The 16,693-nt window shown below is 60.5% G+C and carries 13 protein-coding genes; 8 read left to right on the plus strand and 5 right to left on the minus strand.

Features of this window, described 5'->3' with window-relative positions:
* Positions 1 to 3: 3 nt before the first annotated feature.
* The 6 genes from aroK to hemE all read left to right on the plus strand — a co-directional run bounded on the left by aroK (position 4) and on the right by hemE (position 10,948).
* Positions 4 to 522, plus strand: a complete 519-nt coding sequence (gene aroK, locus ABTV87_RS02065) for a shikimate kinase AroK (RefSeq protein ID WP_045121685.1) — start codon at positions 4 to 6, stop codon at positions 520 to 522.
* A gap of 150 nt (positions 523 to 672) precedes the next feature.
* Positions 673 to 1,773 carry a 3-dehydroquinate synthase gene (gene aroB, locus ABTV87_RS02070; protein ID WP_007952380.1) on the plus strand — a complete coding sequence of 367 codons (1,101 nt, stop codon included), beginning with the start codon at positions 673 to 675 and terminating at the stop codon, positions 1,771 to 1,773.
* Positions 1,774 to 1,783: 10 nt separating this feature from the next.
* Complete coding sequence (locus ABTV87_RS02075) at positions 1,784 to 3,379, plus strand: AAA family ATPase (RefSeq protein ID WP_007952374.1); 1,596 nt, start codon at positions 1,784 to 1,786, stop codon at positions 3,377 to 3,379.
* A 350-nt stretch (positions 3,380 to 3,729) separates the two neighbouring features.
* Positions 3,730 to 8,175: a glutamate synthase large subunit gene (gene gltB, locus ABTV87_RS02080; RefSeq protein ID WP_258712764.1), complete on the plus strand. Its 4,446-nt coding sequence runs from the start codon at positions 3,730 to 3,732 to the stop codon at positions 8,173 to 8,175.
* A gap of 33 nt (positions 8,176 to 8,208) precedes the next feature.
* Entirely contained in the window at positions 8,209 to 9,627 is a 1,419-nt protein-coding gene (locus ABTV87_RS02085; protein WP_007909438.1) for an FAD-dependent oxidoreductase, read from the plus strand.
* Positions 9,628 to 9,880: 253 nt separating this feature from the next.
* On the plus strand, positions 9,881 to 10,948 hold the full coding sequence (gene hemE / locus ABTV87_RS02090; RefSeq protein WP_258712765.1) for a uroporphyrinogen decarboxylase: 1,068 nt from the start codon (positions 9,881 to 9,883) through the stop codon (positions 10,946 to 10,948).
* Between the two features lie 71 nt (positions 10,949 to 11,019).
* On the opposite strand, the gene ABTV87_RS02095 is transcribed toward hemE, so the two are convergent.
* The 3 genes from ABTV87_RS02095 to ABTV87_RS02105 all read right to left on the minus strand — a co-directional run bounded on the left by ABTV87_RS02095 (position 11,020) and on the right by ABTV87_RS02105 (position 14,261).
* Positions 11,020 to 11,664, minus strand: a complete 645-nt coding sequence (locus ABTV87_RS02095) for a retron system putative HNH endonuclease (protein ID WP_230734891.1) — start codon at positions 11,662 to 11,664, stop codon at positions 11,020 to 11,022.
* Positions 11,661 to 12,926 carry an AAA family ATPase gene (locus tag ABTV87_RS02100; protein WP_258712766.1) on the minus strand — a complete coding sequence of 422 codons (1,266 nt, stop codon included), beginning with the start codon at positions 12,924 to 12,926 and terminating at the stop codon, positions 11,661 to 11,663. Before ABTV87_RS02100 ends, ABTV87_RS02095 begins: the two co-directional genes overlap by 4 nt.
* Before the next feature lie 78 nt (positions 12,927 to 13,004).
* A complete protein-coding gene (locus ABTV87_RS02105; protein WP_433899830.1) occupies positions 13,005 to 14,261 on the minus strand; it encodes an MFS transporter in 1,257 nt (418 codons plus the stop codon).
* Between the two features lie 139 nt (positions 14,262 to 14,400).
* Between ABTV87_RS02105 and ABTV87_RS02110 the strand changes: the two genes are divergently transcribed.
* Positions 14,401 to 15,297: a LysR family transcriptional regulator gene (locus tag ABTV87_RS02110; RefSeq protein ID WP_039766450.1), complete on the plus strand. Its 897-nt coding sequence runs from the start codon at positions 14,401 to 14,403 to the stop codon at positions 15,295 to 15,297.
* On the opposite strand, the gene ABTV87_RS02115 is transcribed toward ABTV87_RS02110, so the two are convergent.
* Positions 15,298 to 15,735, minus strand: a complete 438-nt coding sequence (locus ABTV87_RS02115; protein WP_085608424.1) for an excinuclease — start codon at positions 15,733 to 15,735, stop codon at positions 15,298 to 15,300.
* 170 nt (positions 15,736 to 15,905) lie between these two features.
* Between ABTV87_RS02115 and ABTV87_RS02120 the strand changes: the two genes are divergently transcribed.
* Positions 15,906 to 16,193, plus strand: coding sequence for an addiction module antidote protein (locus tag ABTV87_RS02120; protein ID WP_011332089.1), 288 nt, complete (start codon positions 15,906 to 15,908; stop codon positions 16,191 to 16,193).
* Between the two features lie 48 nt (positions 16,194 to 16,241).
* Here the strand turns inward: ABTV87_RS02120 and ABTV87_RS02125 are convergent, their stop codons facing one another.
* On the minus strand, positions 16,242 to 16,682 hold the full coding sequence (locus ABTV87_RS02125) for an excinuclease (protein ID WP_258712768.1): 441 nt from the start codon (positions 16,680 to 16,682) through the stop codon (positions 16,242 to 16,244).
* Positions 16,683 to 16,693 lie beyond the last annotated feature (11 nt).

Consider the following 16,693-nt stretch of genomic DNA (forward strand, 5'->3'; position numbering starts at 1 on the left):
TCTGTGCGAAATTTGATTCTTGTAGGACCGATGGGGGCTGGAAAAAGCACCATCGGCCGATTACTGGCCAAAGAGCTGCGCCTGCCGTTCAAGGATTCCGACAAGGAAATTGAACTGCGTACGGGCGCCAATATTCCGTGGATCTTCGACAAGGAAGGCGAGCCCGGCTTTCGTGATCGTGAGCAGGCGATGATCGCCGAGCTGTGCGCGTTCGACGGCGTGGTGCTGGCGACCGGCGGCGGCGCCGTGATGCGCGATGCCAACCGCAAGGCCCTGCACGAGGGCGGGCGGGTGGTGTATCTGCACGCCTCCGTCGAGCAGCAGGTCGGCCGCACTTCCCGCGACCGCAACCGGCCGTTGCTGCGCACCGCCAATCCGGAGAAAACCCTGCGCGATCTGCTGGCGATCCGTGATCCGCTCTATCGGGAAATAGCCGATCTGGTGGTGGAAACCGACGAGCGGCCACCGCGCATGGTCGTGCTCGATATTCTCGACCGCCTGCAGCAACTTCCGCCCCGTTAAAGCGCCGCACGAAATGCGCTATCCTCGGCGACCTGTAATGGCCGCCAAGGGTTGTGGCGGATGGCGTGCGAGTGGCGTCACACCAGCACATGCCGTGAACATTCGATAATTCCAGGCAGGACGCCTGCTTCATCTTCATCGTGGGGACACATGCAGACACTCAAGGTCGACCTAGGCGAGCGCAGCTACCCGATTCACATTGGCGAAGGATTACTGGACCAGCCTGAGCTGCTGGCCCCGCATATCCACGGGCGGCAAGTGGCAATCATCTCCAACGAGACCGTTGCGCCGCTCTATCTCGAGCGTCTGACCCGCAGCCTGGCGCAGTTCTCGGTGGTTTCCGTGGTGCTGCCCGACGGCGAAGCCTTCAAGAACTGGGAAACCCTGCAACTGATCTTCGACGGCCTGCTGACCGCTCGTCATGACCGCCGCACCACGGTGATCGCCCTCGGCGGCGGTGTGATCGGCGACATGGCCGGTTTCGCGGCCGCCTGCTACCAGCGCGGCGTCGATTTCATTCAGATCCCTACCACGCTGCTGTCCCAGGTCGATTCGTCGGTGGGCGGCAAGACCGGGATCAACCATCCGCTGGGCAAGAACATGGTCGGCGCGTTCTATCAGCCGAATGTGGTGCTGATCGATACCGCGTCCCTGAAAACCCTGCCAGCGCGCGAGCTGTCGGCCGGCCTGGCGGAAGTCATCAAGTACGGCCTGATCTGCGACGAACCGTTCCTGACCTGGCTTGAGGAAAACGTCGACGCCCTGCGTGCGCTGGATCAAACGGCCCTGACTTATGCCATCGAGCGCTCCTGCGCTGCCAAGGCGGCGGTGGTCGGCGCCGACGAGAAGGAAACCGGCGTACGGGCCACCCTCAATCTCGGCCACACCTTTGGCCACGCCATCGAAACCCACATGGGCTATGGTGTCTGGTTGCATGGGGAAGCGGTCGCTGCTGGCACCGTGATGGCGCTGGAAATGTCCGCGCGCCTGGGCTGGATCAGCGAGCAGGAGCGCGATCGCGGCATCCGCCTGTTCCAGCGTGCCGGTCTGCCGGTGATCCCGCCGGAAGAGATGACCGAAGCCGATTTTCTTGAACACATGGCAATTGACAAAAAAGTGATCGACGGTCGCTTGCGCCTGGTGCTGCTGCGCCGTATGGGCGAAGCGGTGGTGACCGACGATTATCCGAAAGAGGTTCTACAGGCCACGCTGGGAGCGGATTACCGCGCTCTGGCTCAGCTTAAAGGTTAATAAGATTCCGATGACTAGTTTGCATGCCGACGAGGCGTTCCTCGGCCATTTCCAGTTAAGTCACGACCCTTTCGCGCCGCGGGTGCCGGGCTTCAAATTCTTCCCGGCCCAGCGCAAGCCGGTGCTGGGTCAGCTGCATCATTTGGCGCGTTACAGCCAGTTGCTGCTGGTGGTCACCGGCCCGCAGGGCAGCGGCAAGACCCTGCTGCGTCAGGCGCTGGTTGCCAGTACCAACAAGCAATCGGTGCAGAGCGTCGTCGTTTCCGCCCGTGGCGCCGGCGATGCAGCCGGTGTGCTGCGCCAGATCGCCCAAGCGCTGGACGTGGCCCAGGCCGAAGTCGGGGCGATCCTCGATCAGGTCGTGCAGCTGGCGCTGACCGGTCAGGAAGTCTATCTGCTGGTGGACGATGCCGAGCAGCTCGACGAGTCCGCGCTTGAAGCGCTGATGGCGCTTGGCGCCGGCGCGCCGGAAGGCCGCCCGCACGTGTTCCTGTTCGGTGAGTCGTCGCTGATCGCCCAGCTCGAGGCTTTGCACCTTGAGGAAGAGCGCTTCCACGTCATCGAATTGCAGCCGTACACCGAAGAAGAAACCCGCGAGTATCTCGACCAGCGGCTCGAAGGCGCGGGCCGGGGGGTCGAACTTTTCACCGCGGATCAGATCTCTGATATTCACGAAAGCTCCGAGGGTTGGCCCGGCAACATCAACCAGGTCGCTCGCGATGCTCTGATCGAAGTCATGATTGCCAGCCGCTCTGCGGTCAAGCGTCCAAGTATGGGGTTCAACATGCCGAAGAAACACGTATTGGCGATTTCCGCCGTCGTTGTGGTCGCGGTCGCTGCCGCCTGGCTGATGCCGGGTCGCAACAAGGCACCGACCACCGGTGCGCCGGCCAACGAGCAGGCGCAACTGCCATTGGGCCAGGGCACGCCGCAGGCGGGTGGCGCACCGTCCGTCGAATTCAACGGCAATACCCAGCCGATGCCGCTGCCGTTGGTCGGCAACTCGCAACCGGTGATGCGTGGCCCGCTGGCTGAAGCAGCGGGTGGCATCACTGAGGGCGACGACGGCGTGCCGGTCGAAGGCTCCAGCAACACGCCACCGACCGTGACCACCACCGCGCCACCGGCGGGCGTTCAGGCCGGCCCTGCACCGACCCCGGTTCCAGTTCCGGCACCGAAGCCGACCCCGGCCCCGACCCAGGTCGCTACCGCCAAGCCTGCTCCGGCCGCTCCAGCGGCCAAACCGGCTCCGGCGCCTGCCAAGCCTGTTGCCGCCGCGAAACCTGCCGAGAAGCCGGTCACCGTCGCCAAGGCCGCCGGTGGCAGCTGGTACGCCGGTCAGCCGACCAGCAACTACGTGGTGCAGATCCTCGGCACCAGCTCCGAAGCGACCGCGCAAAGCTTCGTCAAGGAGCAGGGCGGCGAGTACCGTTATTTCAAGAAAGTCCTCAACGGCAAGCCTCTCTACGTGATCACCTACGGCAACTTCGCCAATCGTGATGCAGCCGTTTCTGCCATCAAGGCCTTGCCAGCGAAGGTTCAGGCTGGTAAACCTTGGCCTCGCACTGTCGCCAGCGTCCAACAGGAACTGGCAACAACTCGCTGAAGATTCGGCGGCCTTACCCAGGCCGCCTCTCCAAGCACCTCAAAATTTCTACAAGTGCGCGCCGCCCTTACGGGCCGCGTGCCTTGTGGTGTCTGCGTCACAGTAGTCTTTGAGTCGTTGCGGTCAAAATTAAAAAAGTTTTGACTAGCACAGCAGATCGCTTTAAACCTTTCACAAATGCGACATTAATTTGCGACATTTCGTCGTCAAATTTGTGAGCCTCTGTGTCGCTGTGTACAATGACCACCCTTTTGCCCCCGCTAAGCCGGCGTACGTTCGGCGCGAGATGCAAGTGGTTGAATTGAAAAGAAATTTGCCTCGAAAAGAGGCAGCCTGGTGAGAAAGTGTCTATGAAAGCAGGTCTGTACCAACCAGATGAATTCAAGGATAACTGCGGTTTCGGCCTGATAGCCCATATGCAGGGCGAACCCAGTCATACCCTTTTGCAAACGGCCATCGAGGCCCTGACCTGCATGACCCACCGCGGTGGGATTAATGCCGACGGCAAGACCGGTGACGGTTGCGGTCTGCTGATCCAAAAGCCCGACGCGTTCCTGCGTGCCATTGCCCAGGAAACCTTCAGCGTCGAGCTGCCCAAGCAATATGCCGTGGGCATGGTCTTCTTCAATCAGGATCCGGCCAAGGCCGAAGCCGCTCGCGAGAACATGAACCGCGAGATCCTGGCCGAAGGCCTGCAACTGATCGGCTGGCGCAAAGTTCCAATCGACACCAGCGTCCTCGGCCGCCTGGCCCTTGAGCGCCTGCCACAGATCGAGCAGGTGTACATCGGCGGCGAAGGCCTGAGCGATCAGGACATGGCGGTCAAGCTGTTCAGCGCCCGTCGTCGTTCGTCGGTGGCCAACGCCGCCGACACCGACCACTACATCTGCAGCTTTTCCCACAAGACCATCATCTATAAAGGCCTGATGATGCCGGCCGACCTGGCCGCGTTTTATCCGGACCTGAGCGACGAGCGCCTGCAAACCGCAATCTGCGTGTTCCACCAGCGCTTCTCCACCAACACCCTGCCGAAATGGCCGCTGGCCCAGCCATTCCGCTTCCTCGCCCATAACGGCGAGATCAACACCATCACCGGCAACCGCAACTGGGCCCAGGCCCGTCGCACCAAGTTCACCAACGATCTGATGGATCTGGAAGAACTCGGCCCGCTGGTCAACCGTGTCGGTTCCGACTCCTCGAGCATGGACAACATGCTTGAGCTGATGGTCACCGGCGGCATCGACCTGTTCCGTGGCGTGCGGATGATCATTCCGCCAGCGTGGCAGAACGTCGAAACCATGGACCCGGATCTGCGTGCGTTCTACGAGTACAACTCGATGCACATGGAACCGTGGGACGGTCCGGCTGGCGTGGTAATGACCGACGGTCGCTACGCGGTGTGCCTGCTCGACCGTAACGGTCTGCGTCCGGCGCGCTGGGTCACTACCACCAACGGTTTCATCACCCTCGCGTCGGAAATCGGCGTGTGGGACTACAAGCCTGAAGACGTGATTGCCAAAGGCCGTGTCGGCCCGGGCCAGATCTTCGCCGTGGACACCGAAACCGGGCAGATCCTCGACACCGACGCGATCGACAACCGTCTGAAATCCCGTCATCCATACAAGCAATGGCTGCGCAAGAATGCCCTGCGCATCCAGGCGACCATGGAAGACAACGACCACGGTTCGGCTTTCTACGACGTCGATCAGCTCAAGCAGTACATGAAGATGTATCAGGTCACGTTCGAAGAGCGCGATCAGGTACTGCGTCCGCTTGGCGAACAAGGCTACGAAGCCGTTGGCTCGATGGGCGACGACACGCCGATGGCCGTGCTGTCCCAGCGCGTGCGCACGCCGTACGACTATTTCCGCCAGCAGTTCGCGCAGGTGACTAACCCGCCGATCGACCCGCTGCGTGAAGCGATCGTGATGTCGCTGGAAATCTGCCTCGGTGCCGAGCGCAACATCTTCCAGGAATCGCCGGAACACGCCTCGCGCGTGATCCTCAGCTCGCCGGTCATTTCCCCGGCCAAGTGGCGTTCGCTGATGAACCTCGACCGCCCGGGTTTCGAGCGGCAGATCATCGACCTCAACTACGACGAAAGCGTCGGCCTGGAAGCAGCAATCCGCAACGTCGCCGATCAGGCTGAAGAAGCCGTGCGTGCCGGTCGTACCCAGATCGTCCTGAGCGACCGTCATATCGCTCCGGGCAAACTGCCGATCCACGCTTCGCTCGCCACCGGCGCGGTGCACCACCGCCTGACCGAAAAAGGCCTGCGCTGCGACTCCAACATCCTGGTGGAAACCGCCACTGCACGCGATCCGCATCACTTCGCAGTGCTGATCGGTTTCGGCGCCTCGGCGGTCTATCCGTTCCTGGCGTACGAAGTGCTGGGCGACCTGATCCGCACCGGTGAAGTACTGGGCGACCTCTACGAGGTGTTCAAGAACTACCGCAAAGGCATCACCAAAGGTCTGTTGAAGATCCTGTCGAAGATGGGCATCTCGACCATCGCGTCCTATCGCGGTGCTCAGCTGTTCGAAGCCATCGGCCTGTCCGAAGAAGTCTGCGACCTGAGCTTCCGTGGCGTGCCGAGCCGCATCAAAGGTGCGCGTTTCATCGACATCGAAGCCGAGCAGAAAGCACTGGCCACCGAAGCCTGGAGTCCGCGCAAGCCGATCCAGCAGGGCGGTCTGCTGAAGTTCGTCCACGGTGGCGAATATCACGCGTACAACCCGGACGTGGTCAACACCCTGCAAGCCGCCGTGCAGCAGGGCGACTACGCCAAATTCAAGGAATACACCTCGCTGGTGGACAACCGTCCGGTGTCGATGATCCGCGACCTGTTCAAGGTCAAGACCCTCGACACGCCGCTGGACATCAGTGAAATCGAACCGCTGGAATCGGTGCTCAAGCGCTTCGACTCCGCCGGTATCTCGCTGGGCGCCCTGTCGCCGGAAGCTCACGAAGCCCTGGCCGAAGCCATGAACCGCCTCGGTGCGCGTTCCAACTCGGGCGAAGGCGGCGAAGACCCGGCACGCTACGGCACCATCAAGAGCTCGAAAATCAAGCAGGTTGCGACCGGCCGTTTCGGGGTGACCCCGGAATACCTGGTCAACGCCGAAGTGCTGCAGATCAAGGTCGCCCAGGGCGCCAAGCCGGGCGAGGGCGGGCAACTGCCGGGCGGTAAAGTGAACGGGCTGATCGCCAAGCTGCGTTACGCAGTACCGGGCGTGACCCTCATTTCGCCACCGCCGCACCACGACATCTACTCGATCGAAGACTTGTCGCAGCTGATCTTTGACCTGAAACAGGTCAACCCGAAGGCGCTGGTCTCGGTGAAACTCGTGGCTGAAGCAGGCGTTGGCACCATCGCCGCCGGTGTGGCCAAGGCCTATGCGGACTTGATCACCATCTCCGGCTACGACGGCGGCACCGGTGCTTCGCCGCTGACCTCGATCAAATACGCTGGCGCTCCATGGGAACTTGGCCTGGCCGAAACCCACCAGACCCTGCGCGGCAACGATCTGCGCGGCAAGGTTCGGGTCCAGACCGACGGCGGCCTGAAAACCGGCCTCGACGTGATCAAGGCAGCCATCCTCGGCGCTGAAAGCTTCGGCTTCGGTACTGCGCCGATGATCGCGCTGGGCTGCAAATACCTGCGCATCTGCCACCTGAACAACTGCGCCACCGGCGTCGCGACCCAGAACGAGAAGCTGCGCAAGGATCACTACATCGGCACCGTCGACATGGTGGTGAACTTCTTCACCTACGTCGCCGAAGAAACCCGTGAGTGGCTGGCAAAACTGGGCGTGCGTTCCCTCGAAGAGCTGATCGGCCGTACCGATCTGCTGGAAATCCTCGAAGGCCAGACCGCCAAGCAGCATCACCTGGATCTGACTCCGCTGCTGGGCAGCGATCACATCCCGGCGGACAAGCCTCAGTTCTGCGGCGTCGAGCGCAACCCGCCATTCGACCAGGGCCTGCTGGCCGAGAAAATGGTCGAGATGGCGACGTCGGCGATCAACGACCTCAGCGGCGCCGAGTTCGATCTGGACATCTGCAACTGCGACCGTTCGATCGGCGCACGGATCTCCGGCGAAATCGCGCGCAAGCATGGCAACCAGGGCATGGCGAAAGCGCCGATCACCTTCCGCTTCAAGGGCACTGCCGGTCAGAGCTTCGGCGTGTGGAACGCCGGCGGTCTGAACATGTACCTGGAAGGCGACGCCAACGACTACGTCGGCAAAGGCATGACCGGTGGCAAGCTGACCATCGTGCCGCCGAAGGGCAGCGTTTATAAGACTCAGGAAAGCGCCATCATCGGCAACACCTGCCTGTACGGCGCCACGGGCGGCAAGCTGTTCGCCGCCGGCACCGCAGGCGAGCGTTTCGCCGTGCGCAACTCCGGTGCCCACACGGTTGTGGAAGGCACCGGCGATCACTGCTGTGAGTACATGACCGGTGGTTTTGTCTGCGTTCTGGGCAAGACCGGTTACAACTTCGGCTCTGGCATGACCGGCGGTTTCGCCTACGTGCTCGACCAGGACAACACCTTCGTTGACCGGGTCAACCACGAACTGGTGGAAATCCAGCGGATCAGCGGCGAGGCGATGGAAGCCTATCGCAGCCACCTGCAGAACGTGCTGAACGAGTACGTCGCGGAAACCGACAGCGAGTGGGGTCGTGAACTCGCCGAGAACCTCGATGACTACCTGCGTCGTTTCTGGCTGGTCAAGCCGAAGGCTGCCAACCTGAAGTCGTTGCTTTCCAGCACCCGTGCCAACCCGCAGTGATATGCGCCTGAAGAGTTTGATGAGGTTTTAACAATGGCTGAACGTCTGAATAACGACTTCCAGTTCATCGATGTCGGGCGCAAGGATCCGAAGAAGAAACTGTTGCGTCAACGCAAGAAAGAGTTCGTGGAAATCTACGAACCGTTCAAACCCCAGCAGTCGGCCGACCAGGCCCACCGCTGCCTGGGTTGCGGCAACCCGTACTGCGAATGGAAGTGCCCGGTGCACAACTTCATTCCGAACTGGCTGAAGCTGGTGGCCGAGGGCAACATCCTCCAGGCCGCCGAGCTGTCGCACCAGACCAACACCCTGCCGGAAGTCTGCGGTCGGGTGTGCCCGCAGGATCGTCTGTGCGAGGGTGCCTGCACCCTTAACGACGGCTTCGGCGCGGTGACCATCGGTTCGGTCGAGAAATACATCACCGACACCGCGTTCGCCATGGGCTGGCGCCCGGACATGTCCAAGGTCAAACCGACCGGCAAGCGTGTCGCGATCATCGGCGCAGGCCCGGCGGGTCTGGGTTGTGCCGACGTGCTGGTGCGTGGCGGCGTGACCCCGGTGGTGTTCGACAAGAACCCGGAAATCGGCGGTCTGCTGACCTTCGGCATCCCCGAGTTCAAGCTCGAGAAGACCGTGCTGAGCAATCGCCGCGAAGTCTTCACCGGCATGGGCATCGAATTCCGCCTCAACACCGAGGTCGGCAAGGACGTGACCATGGAGCAACTGCTCGCCGAATACGATGCCGTGTTCATGGGCATGGGCACCTACACCTACATGAAGGGCGGTTTTGCCGGTGAAGACCTGCCGGGTGTTTATGACGCGCTGGACTTCCTGATCGCCAACGTCAACCGCAACCTGGGCTTTGAAAAGTCGCCGGAAGATTTCGTCGACATGAAAGGCAAGAAGGTCGTGGTTTTGGGCGGCGGCGACACGGCGATGGACTGCAACCGCACGTCGATCCGCCAGGGCGCCAAGTCGGTGACCTGCGCCTATCGTCGTGACGAAGCGAACATGCCCGGCTCGCGCAAAGAGGTGAAGAACGCCAAGGAAGAAGGCGTGAAATTCCTCTACAACCGCCAGCCGATCGCCATTGTTGGCGAGGACAAGGTCGAAGGCGTGAAAGTGGTCGAGACCCGTCTCGGCGAACCGGACGCCCGTGGCCGTCGCAGCCCAGAGCCGATCCCGGGCTCCGAAGAGATCATCCCGGCCGACGCCGTGGTCATCGCTTTCGGTTTCCGCCCGAGCCCGGCGCCGTGGTTCGAGCAGTTCGAGATCCAGACTGACAGCCAGGGCCGCGTCGTTGCGCCCGAGCAAGGTCAGTACAAGCACCAGACCAGCAACCCGAAAATCTTCGCCGGTGGCGACATGGTGCGCGGTTCTGACCTGGTGGTAACGGCGATCTTCGAAGGCCGCAATGCGGCTGAAGGGATCCTGGATTACCTAGGCGTCTAAACCCGGATCCTGAGCCAAAAGCAATAACCCTGTGGGAGCGAGCTTGCTCGCGAAAGCGGTGGATCAGCCAACAGCAATGTTGTATGTGAAGCCCTCTTCGCGAGCAAGCTCGCTCCCACAGTTGTTTCTCAGTGTTGCTGATAGCGCATTTCCAGCGCGACAAATTGACCCGATAGACAAAAGGCTGACCTGCATCCGTGCCTTTTGCGTCGCGCTCTGAGAAAATGCCCGCACTTTTTTTCCGGATGCCGACATGACTGCCCTGAAGAACGACCGTTTCCTCCGCGCCCTGCTCAAGCAACCCGTAGACGTCACCCCAGTGTGGATGATGCGCCAGGCCGGCCGCTACCTGCCGGAATACCGCGCCATCCGCGCCCAGGCCGGTGATTTCATGAGCCTGTGCATGAATCCGGAATTCGCCTGCGAAGTCACGCTGCAACCCCTCGACCGCTATCCGCAACTGGACGCGGCGATCCTGTTCTCCGACATCCTCACCATCCCCGATGCCATGGGCCAGGGCCTGTACTTCGAGACCGGTGAAGGTCCGCGCTTCAAGAAAGTCGTCAGCACCCTGGCCGACATCGAAGCCCTGCCGATCCCGGATCCGCACAAAGACCTCGGCTACGTGATGGACGCGGTCAGCACCATCCGCCGCGAACTGAACGGCCGTGTACCGCTGATCGGTTTCTCCGGCAGCCCGTGGACCCTCGCCACGTACATGGTCGAAGGCGGCTCGTCGAAAGACTTCCGCAAGACCAAGGCGATGCTCTACGACAACCCGCAAGCCATGCACCTGCTGCTGGACAAGCTGGCACAGTCGGTGACGTCGTACCTGAACGGCCAGATCCAGGCCGGCGCCCAAGCGGTGCAGATCTTCGATACCTGGGGCGGCAACCTGTCGGCGGCGGCGTATCAGGAGTTCTCCCTGGCCTACATGAAGAAAATCGTCAGCGGCCTGATCCGCGAGCACGACGGTCGCAAGGTGCCGGTGATCCTCTTCACAAAAAACGGCGGCCTGTGGCTGGAAAGCATCGCCGACGCTGGCGCTGACGCACTGGGCCTGGACTGGACCTGCGACATCGGCAACGCCCGCGCACGCGTCGGCGACAAGGTCGCGCTGCAAGGCAACATGGACCCGACCGTGCTGTACGCCAAGCCGGAAGCGATCCGCACCGAAGTCGGGCGCATCCTCGCCAGCTACGGCAAAGGCAGTGGTCACGTGTTCAACCTCGGCCACGGCATCACCCCGGAAGTCGATCCGGAACACGCCGGCGCGTTCCTGCGCGCGGTGCACGAGTTGTCGGCGCAGTATCACGAGTAATCGGCGCTCAGCTCTAATGCTAGAAAACAAAAACGCCCGGCTTGTGCCGGGCGTTTTTATTTGCGATGGGTTTAGCGTCCGAGGAGTTGCTCGGCGTAGCGGGCGATGATGTGGTCGAAGGGTTTTTGATTGGGAATCGCGGTATTTCTGATCGCTGTCACCAACCGCTCAAGCTCTTCTTCGCTGACTTGCATGACAAACTCATCATCGAAGAGGCGGCGGATTGTGTCCTGACGTCGATTTTTGAGATAGGCAATGTCTAACGCCAGTACCTCGATCATCTTTGTGGCGGGAAGGTCGTCAGAATCTTTTGGCTGGATTTCGCCGGTTCGCAGATATCGGAAGCGCTGTTCACAGTTCTCGTCGGTGGGAGAAATGTGTTGGTTTTCGTCGAACCAGTTGCCCTTCTTATGGCCGCAGTGCAACGGGTTGCCGGGCTTGGTTTCTCGCAGGCAGGAGGCATGAAGGTTGTGAAACTCCAACGCCAGCTCTTCGAAATGCTCTTGAGGTCTGAAGTGCTCGATATGGCTGGTCGAGGCATCTATTTCCCGGCCGCAATAACAGCAGAAGAAGCCTTGCTCCTTAAGCAGGGCATTATGCAAATCCCGTTTTTGCGGGTTTTGTAGCGTTGGGTAAGTTGGACTCCACTCGTCGTTCGCCGAGTTTTTCCAATCTGTAAATGAAGCGGGTTCAGTTCCTTTGAGCACTCGCTTCATTTGCCGAGAATCTCCTTGCGCCTGATCAGTGCTTCGGCGCCGGCGAACTCCGGTAGGTCGGGGGCTTTCTTTTTCAGCGCCTCAAGTTGTGATTTTGCCTTTTCGAGGTCGTTGTCTTCCAACGTGGAAAAAAGCTCGGACAGCAGATCTTCGATCTCTGGTTCGCGCTGCGTAACGCCCATTACCTCTTCAAGCACGCTGCTGGAATCCAGACCGTAGGTGACACGCGGATGAGTAGGATCCCCGTTGTGCAACACGATGACTTCCACAGGTTTCAGGCTGCCGATGATTTGTGGGGAATGGCTTGCGGCGATGAATTGGACTTTGGGAAAAGCCTGTCTCAATGCAGGCACGATGCTGCGTTGCCAGGCCGGGTGAAGGTGAATATCCAGTTCGTCGATGATGACCACGCCTGAGGTGTTCTTCAGGACGTCTTTGCCCATGTGGGGATTGAGGATGCACATGCGTCGGGCGATATCGGCGAACAACGCAACCATCCCGCGTTGACCATCACTTAGATTGCTGAACTTCGAAGTGGCGTTGCCGCCCATATCAACAATCAAGCTCGCAAGTTCGACGTCGTAATAAAGTCCACTTGAGCCCGGTAACATCGCTTGCAAGGCAGAATTTACCAGTGAAAGCTCATCGTAAAATTCAGTTACTGGCTTGGCAGACCGAAAAGCTTTTTGCAGTTGCTCCAACGTCTTTTTAACGAGCCAACTTTCAAAGTCTTGCAGGTTGGTGGCTGCGTTCGACCAATTCTTATAACCATCAAGTCGCGATAATTTGAGCGATGCGGCCTGTTCTGTAGATGCGCTACTGGTAGTCCAGCGACGGTCTGCGCGATAAAAAGCGATCAGCGGAATATCGGTGTTTTCTGCGAGTGTCGACGGGCCGAAATTCTTCGTGTTCAAAACAGGTATAGGTGCAAATTCATCACCTGAAAGCCTGCGCTTTGTTCGAGCCCAAAACAGGTTCTGAAAGGCATTTCCCTCGCATTCAAGCGTCAGTGGGAAAGTCTTTTCAAAGCGGGTTCCGTTTTGGTGATGGTTGATAACGGTACGTACATCGTCATCATCGGATATCTTCATAGAGTGGCCCGCCGAGGCGAATATCTCGCCAAAGCTTTGGGCTACGGCATTCAACAACGACGTCTTCCCGCTCCCATTAACCCCCACCACCAGATTGAACCCTGGCTGAAAGTCGAAAGTAGCATCTTCGTAGCAACGAAAATTCTGAATGTGGAGACGGTCCAGGCGCATTCTGGCTTCCCTTTACCAAAGCAGGCGAATGCCGTCAGTGTACCTTGGCCCGTGATTACCGCTAGGGCGCAGTTGTGGCTAAACCTTTTCGCCACCACCCAACGGCGGCAACTTCGCCAGCTTCAACGCCACCAACAGCGCCACCAGCAACAGCGCGCCGATGAACAGGCCAATCCCGTTCCATCCTGCCATGTGCCAGAACACCCCGCCCGCCGTCCCGGCGATGCTCGAGCCAGCGTAATAGCTGAACAGGTACAGCGACGACGCCTGGCCCTTGGCCTTGAGCGCCCGGCGGCCGATCCAGCTACTGGCCACCGAGTGGGCGCCGAAGAAGCCGAAGGTGAAGATCAGCATGCCAATGATCACCAGCGGCAGCGGTGTGAACATCGTCAGGGCGAGGCCGGCGAACATCAGGGCGATGGTGGCCCACAGCACTTTGCGGCGGCCCAGTTTGTCGGCCAGCGAACCGATTTTCGCCGAGCTGTAGATGCCCGACAGGTACACCACCGACAACAGTCCCACGAACACCTGATCCATGTGGTACGGCTCGGCCAGCAGGCGGTAGCCGATGTAGTTGAACAGGGTGACGAACGCGCCCATCAGCACGAACGCTTCAAGGAACAGCAGCGGCAGGCCGGCATCGCGAAAGTGCATGGTGAAGCCGTCGAGCAGGCTGCGCGGATGCAGCGAGCGGGAGCGGAAGTTACGCGACTCCGGCAGGATCTTCCAGAACACCGCCGCCGCAATCAGCGCCAGCCCACCGATCACCATCATCGCCGTGTGCCAGCTGACGAAGTCGATCAGCACCCCGGTGATCAACCGCCCGCTCATCCCGCCAATCGCGTTGCCGCCGATGTACAGACCCATCGCCAGACCGATGTGCTGCGGATGGATTTCCTCGCTCAGGTAAGTCATTGCCACCGCCGCCAGGCCGCTTAGCGACAACCCGATCAGCGCGCGCATGATCAATACGCCGTGCCAGCTCGGCATCATCGAACTGGCGATGGTGCACAGGGCCGCGGCAAACAGCGCGGCAACCATCACCGGCTTGCGCCCGACCCGATCGGAAATCGGGCCGGTGATCAGCAGACCAAACGCCAGCATGCCGGTGGCCACCGACAGGATCAGACTGCTCTGCGCCGCGTTGATCGAATATTCGTGGGACAGCAGCGGCATCATCGGCTGCACGCAGTACAGCAGGGCGAAGGTAGCGAAGCCGCCGCTGAACAGCGCGAGCACCGTGCGCATGAACGCGGGCGTGCCTTTCTCGATGTAGATTTCTTGCAGTTCGGTCAGCACATCGTCCGCCGTAGCGGGCGGTACTTCATGGGCCAGTGGAGCGACGGCGGTTTTCACATCAGACCTCGGAGGGCGCGGGCAGGCAGGCAATGAAAAAATCATATAGCTGGCTAATGTTTCTATCCAATATATTGTTCGACCTGTTTGATAGCTTTCACGACCTAATGGGATGCCCATGGAATTACGTCATCTGCGCTACTTCATCGCCGTTGCCGAAGAACTGCACTTCGGCCGCGCCGCGCAAGTGCTGGGTATCTCCCAGCCACCGCTGAGCCAGCAGATCCAGGCGCTGGAACAGGAAGTCGGCGCGCGGCTTTTCGAGCGTACCAATCGTCGGGTCGAGCTCAGCGAGGCCGGGCGACTGTTTCTGGAAGAGGCGCGGCTTGTGCTGGCGCAAGTCGATAAAGCGGCCGACGTGGCCCGCCGTGCACAACTCGGCGAGCTGGGGGAGTTGAAGATCGGTTTCACCTCGTCGGCGCCGTTCAACTCGACCATTCCCCAGGCGATATTTTCCTTCCGTCAGCGTTTCCCGGCCGTGCACCTGAACCTGCGCGAGATGAGCAGCACCATGGTGGCCGACGCGTTGGTGGACGAATCGATCGAAGTCGGCATCATGCGCCCGCTGGGCCTGCCGGATTCGCTGAGCGTAGTCGAACTGATGCGCGAGCCATTGGTCGCGGTGCTCAGCTCCAAACATCCGCTGGCACAGGGCTCTGAAGAGGGGCTGTTCCTCTCGGCGCTGGCTCTGGAGCCGTTCGTGTTCTTCCCGCGCAGCTACGGCAGTGGTCTGTATTCGCAACTGATCAGCCTGGCCCGCGACGCCGGGTTCAGCCCGCACTTCGCCCAGGAGGCCGGCGAAGCCATGACCATCATCGGTCTGGTGGCCGCAGGTCTGGGCGTGTCAGTGATGCCGGCGTCGTATCAGCGGATGCGCATCGACGGCGTGGTCTATCGGCCGCTGCTCGATCCCGAGGCCGTGACGGCGGTGTGGCTGGTGCAGCGCAAGGATCAGAAATCACCGATGGCCAAGGCGTTTGTCGAGTTGCTCACGCGCAAGGTTGAAGCCGGTTGATCAGGGCAGCCGAACCAGATCACCCTTCAACGCCACCCGCGTCACAAACACCCCGGCCCGACATTCATAAGTGTTCAGATCCTTGCGCACATGCTGGTCGTAGTAGCTGACGATATTGGTCACCGCATTCGCCCCGACACGCTTGGCCTCGGCCTGCAGCGCAATCAGATTCGACTGCAACACCCACTCGCAGGAGTCGTGATCGCTCTTGTTGAAACCGTTGGTCTTCAAGTCACTGACCACGCCGCGCTGCAACAACCGCTGAGTCCCCTGAGGCCCGTTGCCGACCAGATAAAACTTCACACTGCCGTCCAGCCGCCCGGCGCGCATTGCATCCGACACAACTGTTTCGAACGGCATGTACATCAGATTGGTGGCGTGGCTGGCGCTGGGGAGCAGGCTGAAAAGGGCGGCGGCGATGAGGTCTTTCGCTTGCATGGTCATCTCCTTGACGTAACGCGCAGCAAATCATGGGTATGACGAGTGTAGACGCCGTATATCGGACAGAGAGAAGTCCATGTAGAGTGCGTGTAGCTCAACGGCTACAGCTGATATCGAGACATCAAGCAAGCCAGGCTCATCGCGGAATCCTGGCAGGAGCAAAACCCATGACCGAACAATTCACTCGTTGGGACTCAGCCGAGTACCTCAAGACAGAAGAGGACATGGCCAACTATCTGGACGCCTGCATGGAAGAGGCGGGTGACGACCCGGCTTTTATTGCCAAGGCACTTGGCACGATTGCTCGGGCGCGTGGCATGACCCAGGTCGCGCGGGATGCGGGGCTATCAAGGGAAAGTCTTTATCGCGCACTGTCAGGCGAGGTAAATCCTGAATTTGGAACGATCCTCAAAGTCATGAAAGCGCTGGGGCTGAAGTTGCATGCCAGCACATGATCTGAATAGAAAAGGGCGCCGAAAGGCGCCCTTTGTCGTTTCCGGCCGTTACTGAACCGTCGCCAGATCGCCCTTCAACGCTACGCCGGCCATGATTGCGCCCGCGTGGCATTCGTAGGTTTTCGCATCCTTGCGCTCGTTGCTCTTGTAGAAGCTGACGATGTTGGTCACGGCGTTGGCGCCGGCGCTTTTCGCGGCCTGGTGCAGGCTGATGATCGCCGATTGCACGACCCACTCGCAGGCTTCCTGGTCGGTCTTGTTGAAGGCGTTGGTCTTCTTGTTGGTCACGGCGCCGGGGGTGACGACGGTGACTTTGCCGGCCGGGGCGTTGCCCGCCAGATAGAACTTCACGCTGCCGTCGATCTTGCCGGTGCGGGTCGCTTCGGCGACGGCCTTGTCGAACGGCAGGTACACCGCCGTGTCACGGGCCTGGCTGACGGCCGGCAAGGCGCAGATGAGCAGAGTGGCAGCGAGTTTCTTTAAGTGCATGGAGGTCTCCT

It is taken from the genome of Pseudomonas sp. PSE1(2024) (assembly GCF_050990555.1).
Lineage (GTDB): Bacteria > Pseudomonadota > Gammaproteobacteria > Pseudomonadales > Pseudomonadaceae > Aquipseudomonas > Aquipseudomonas aphyarum.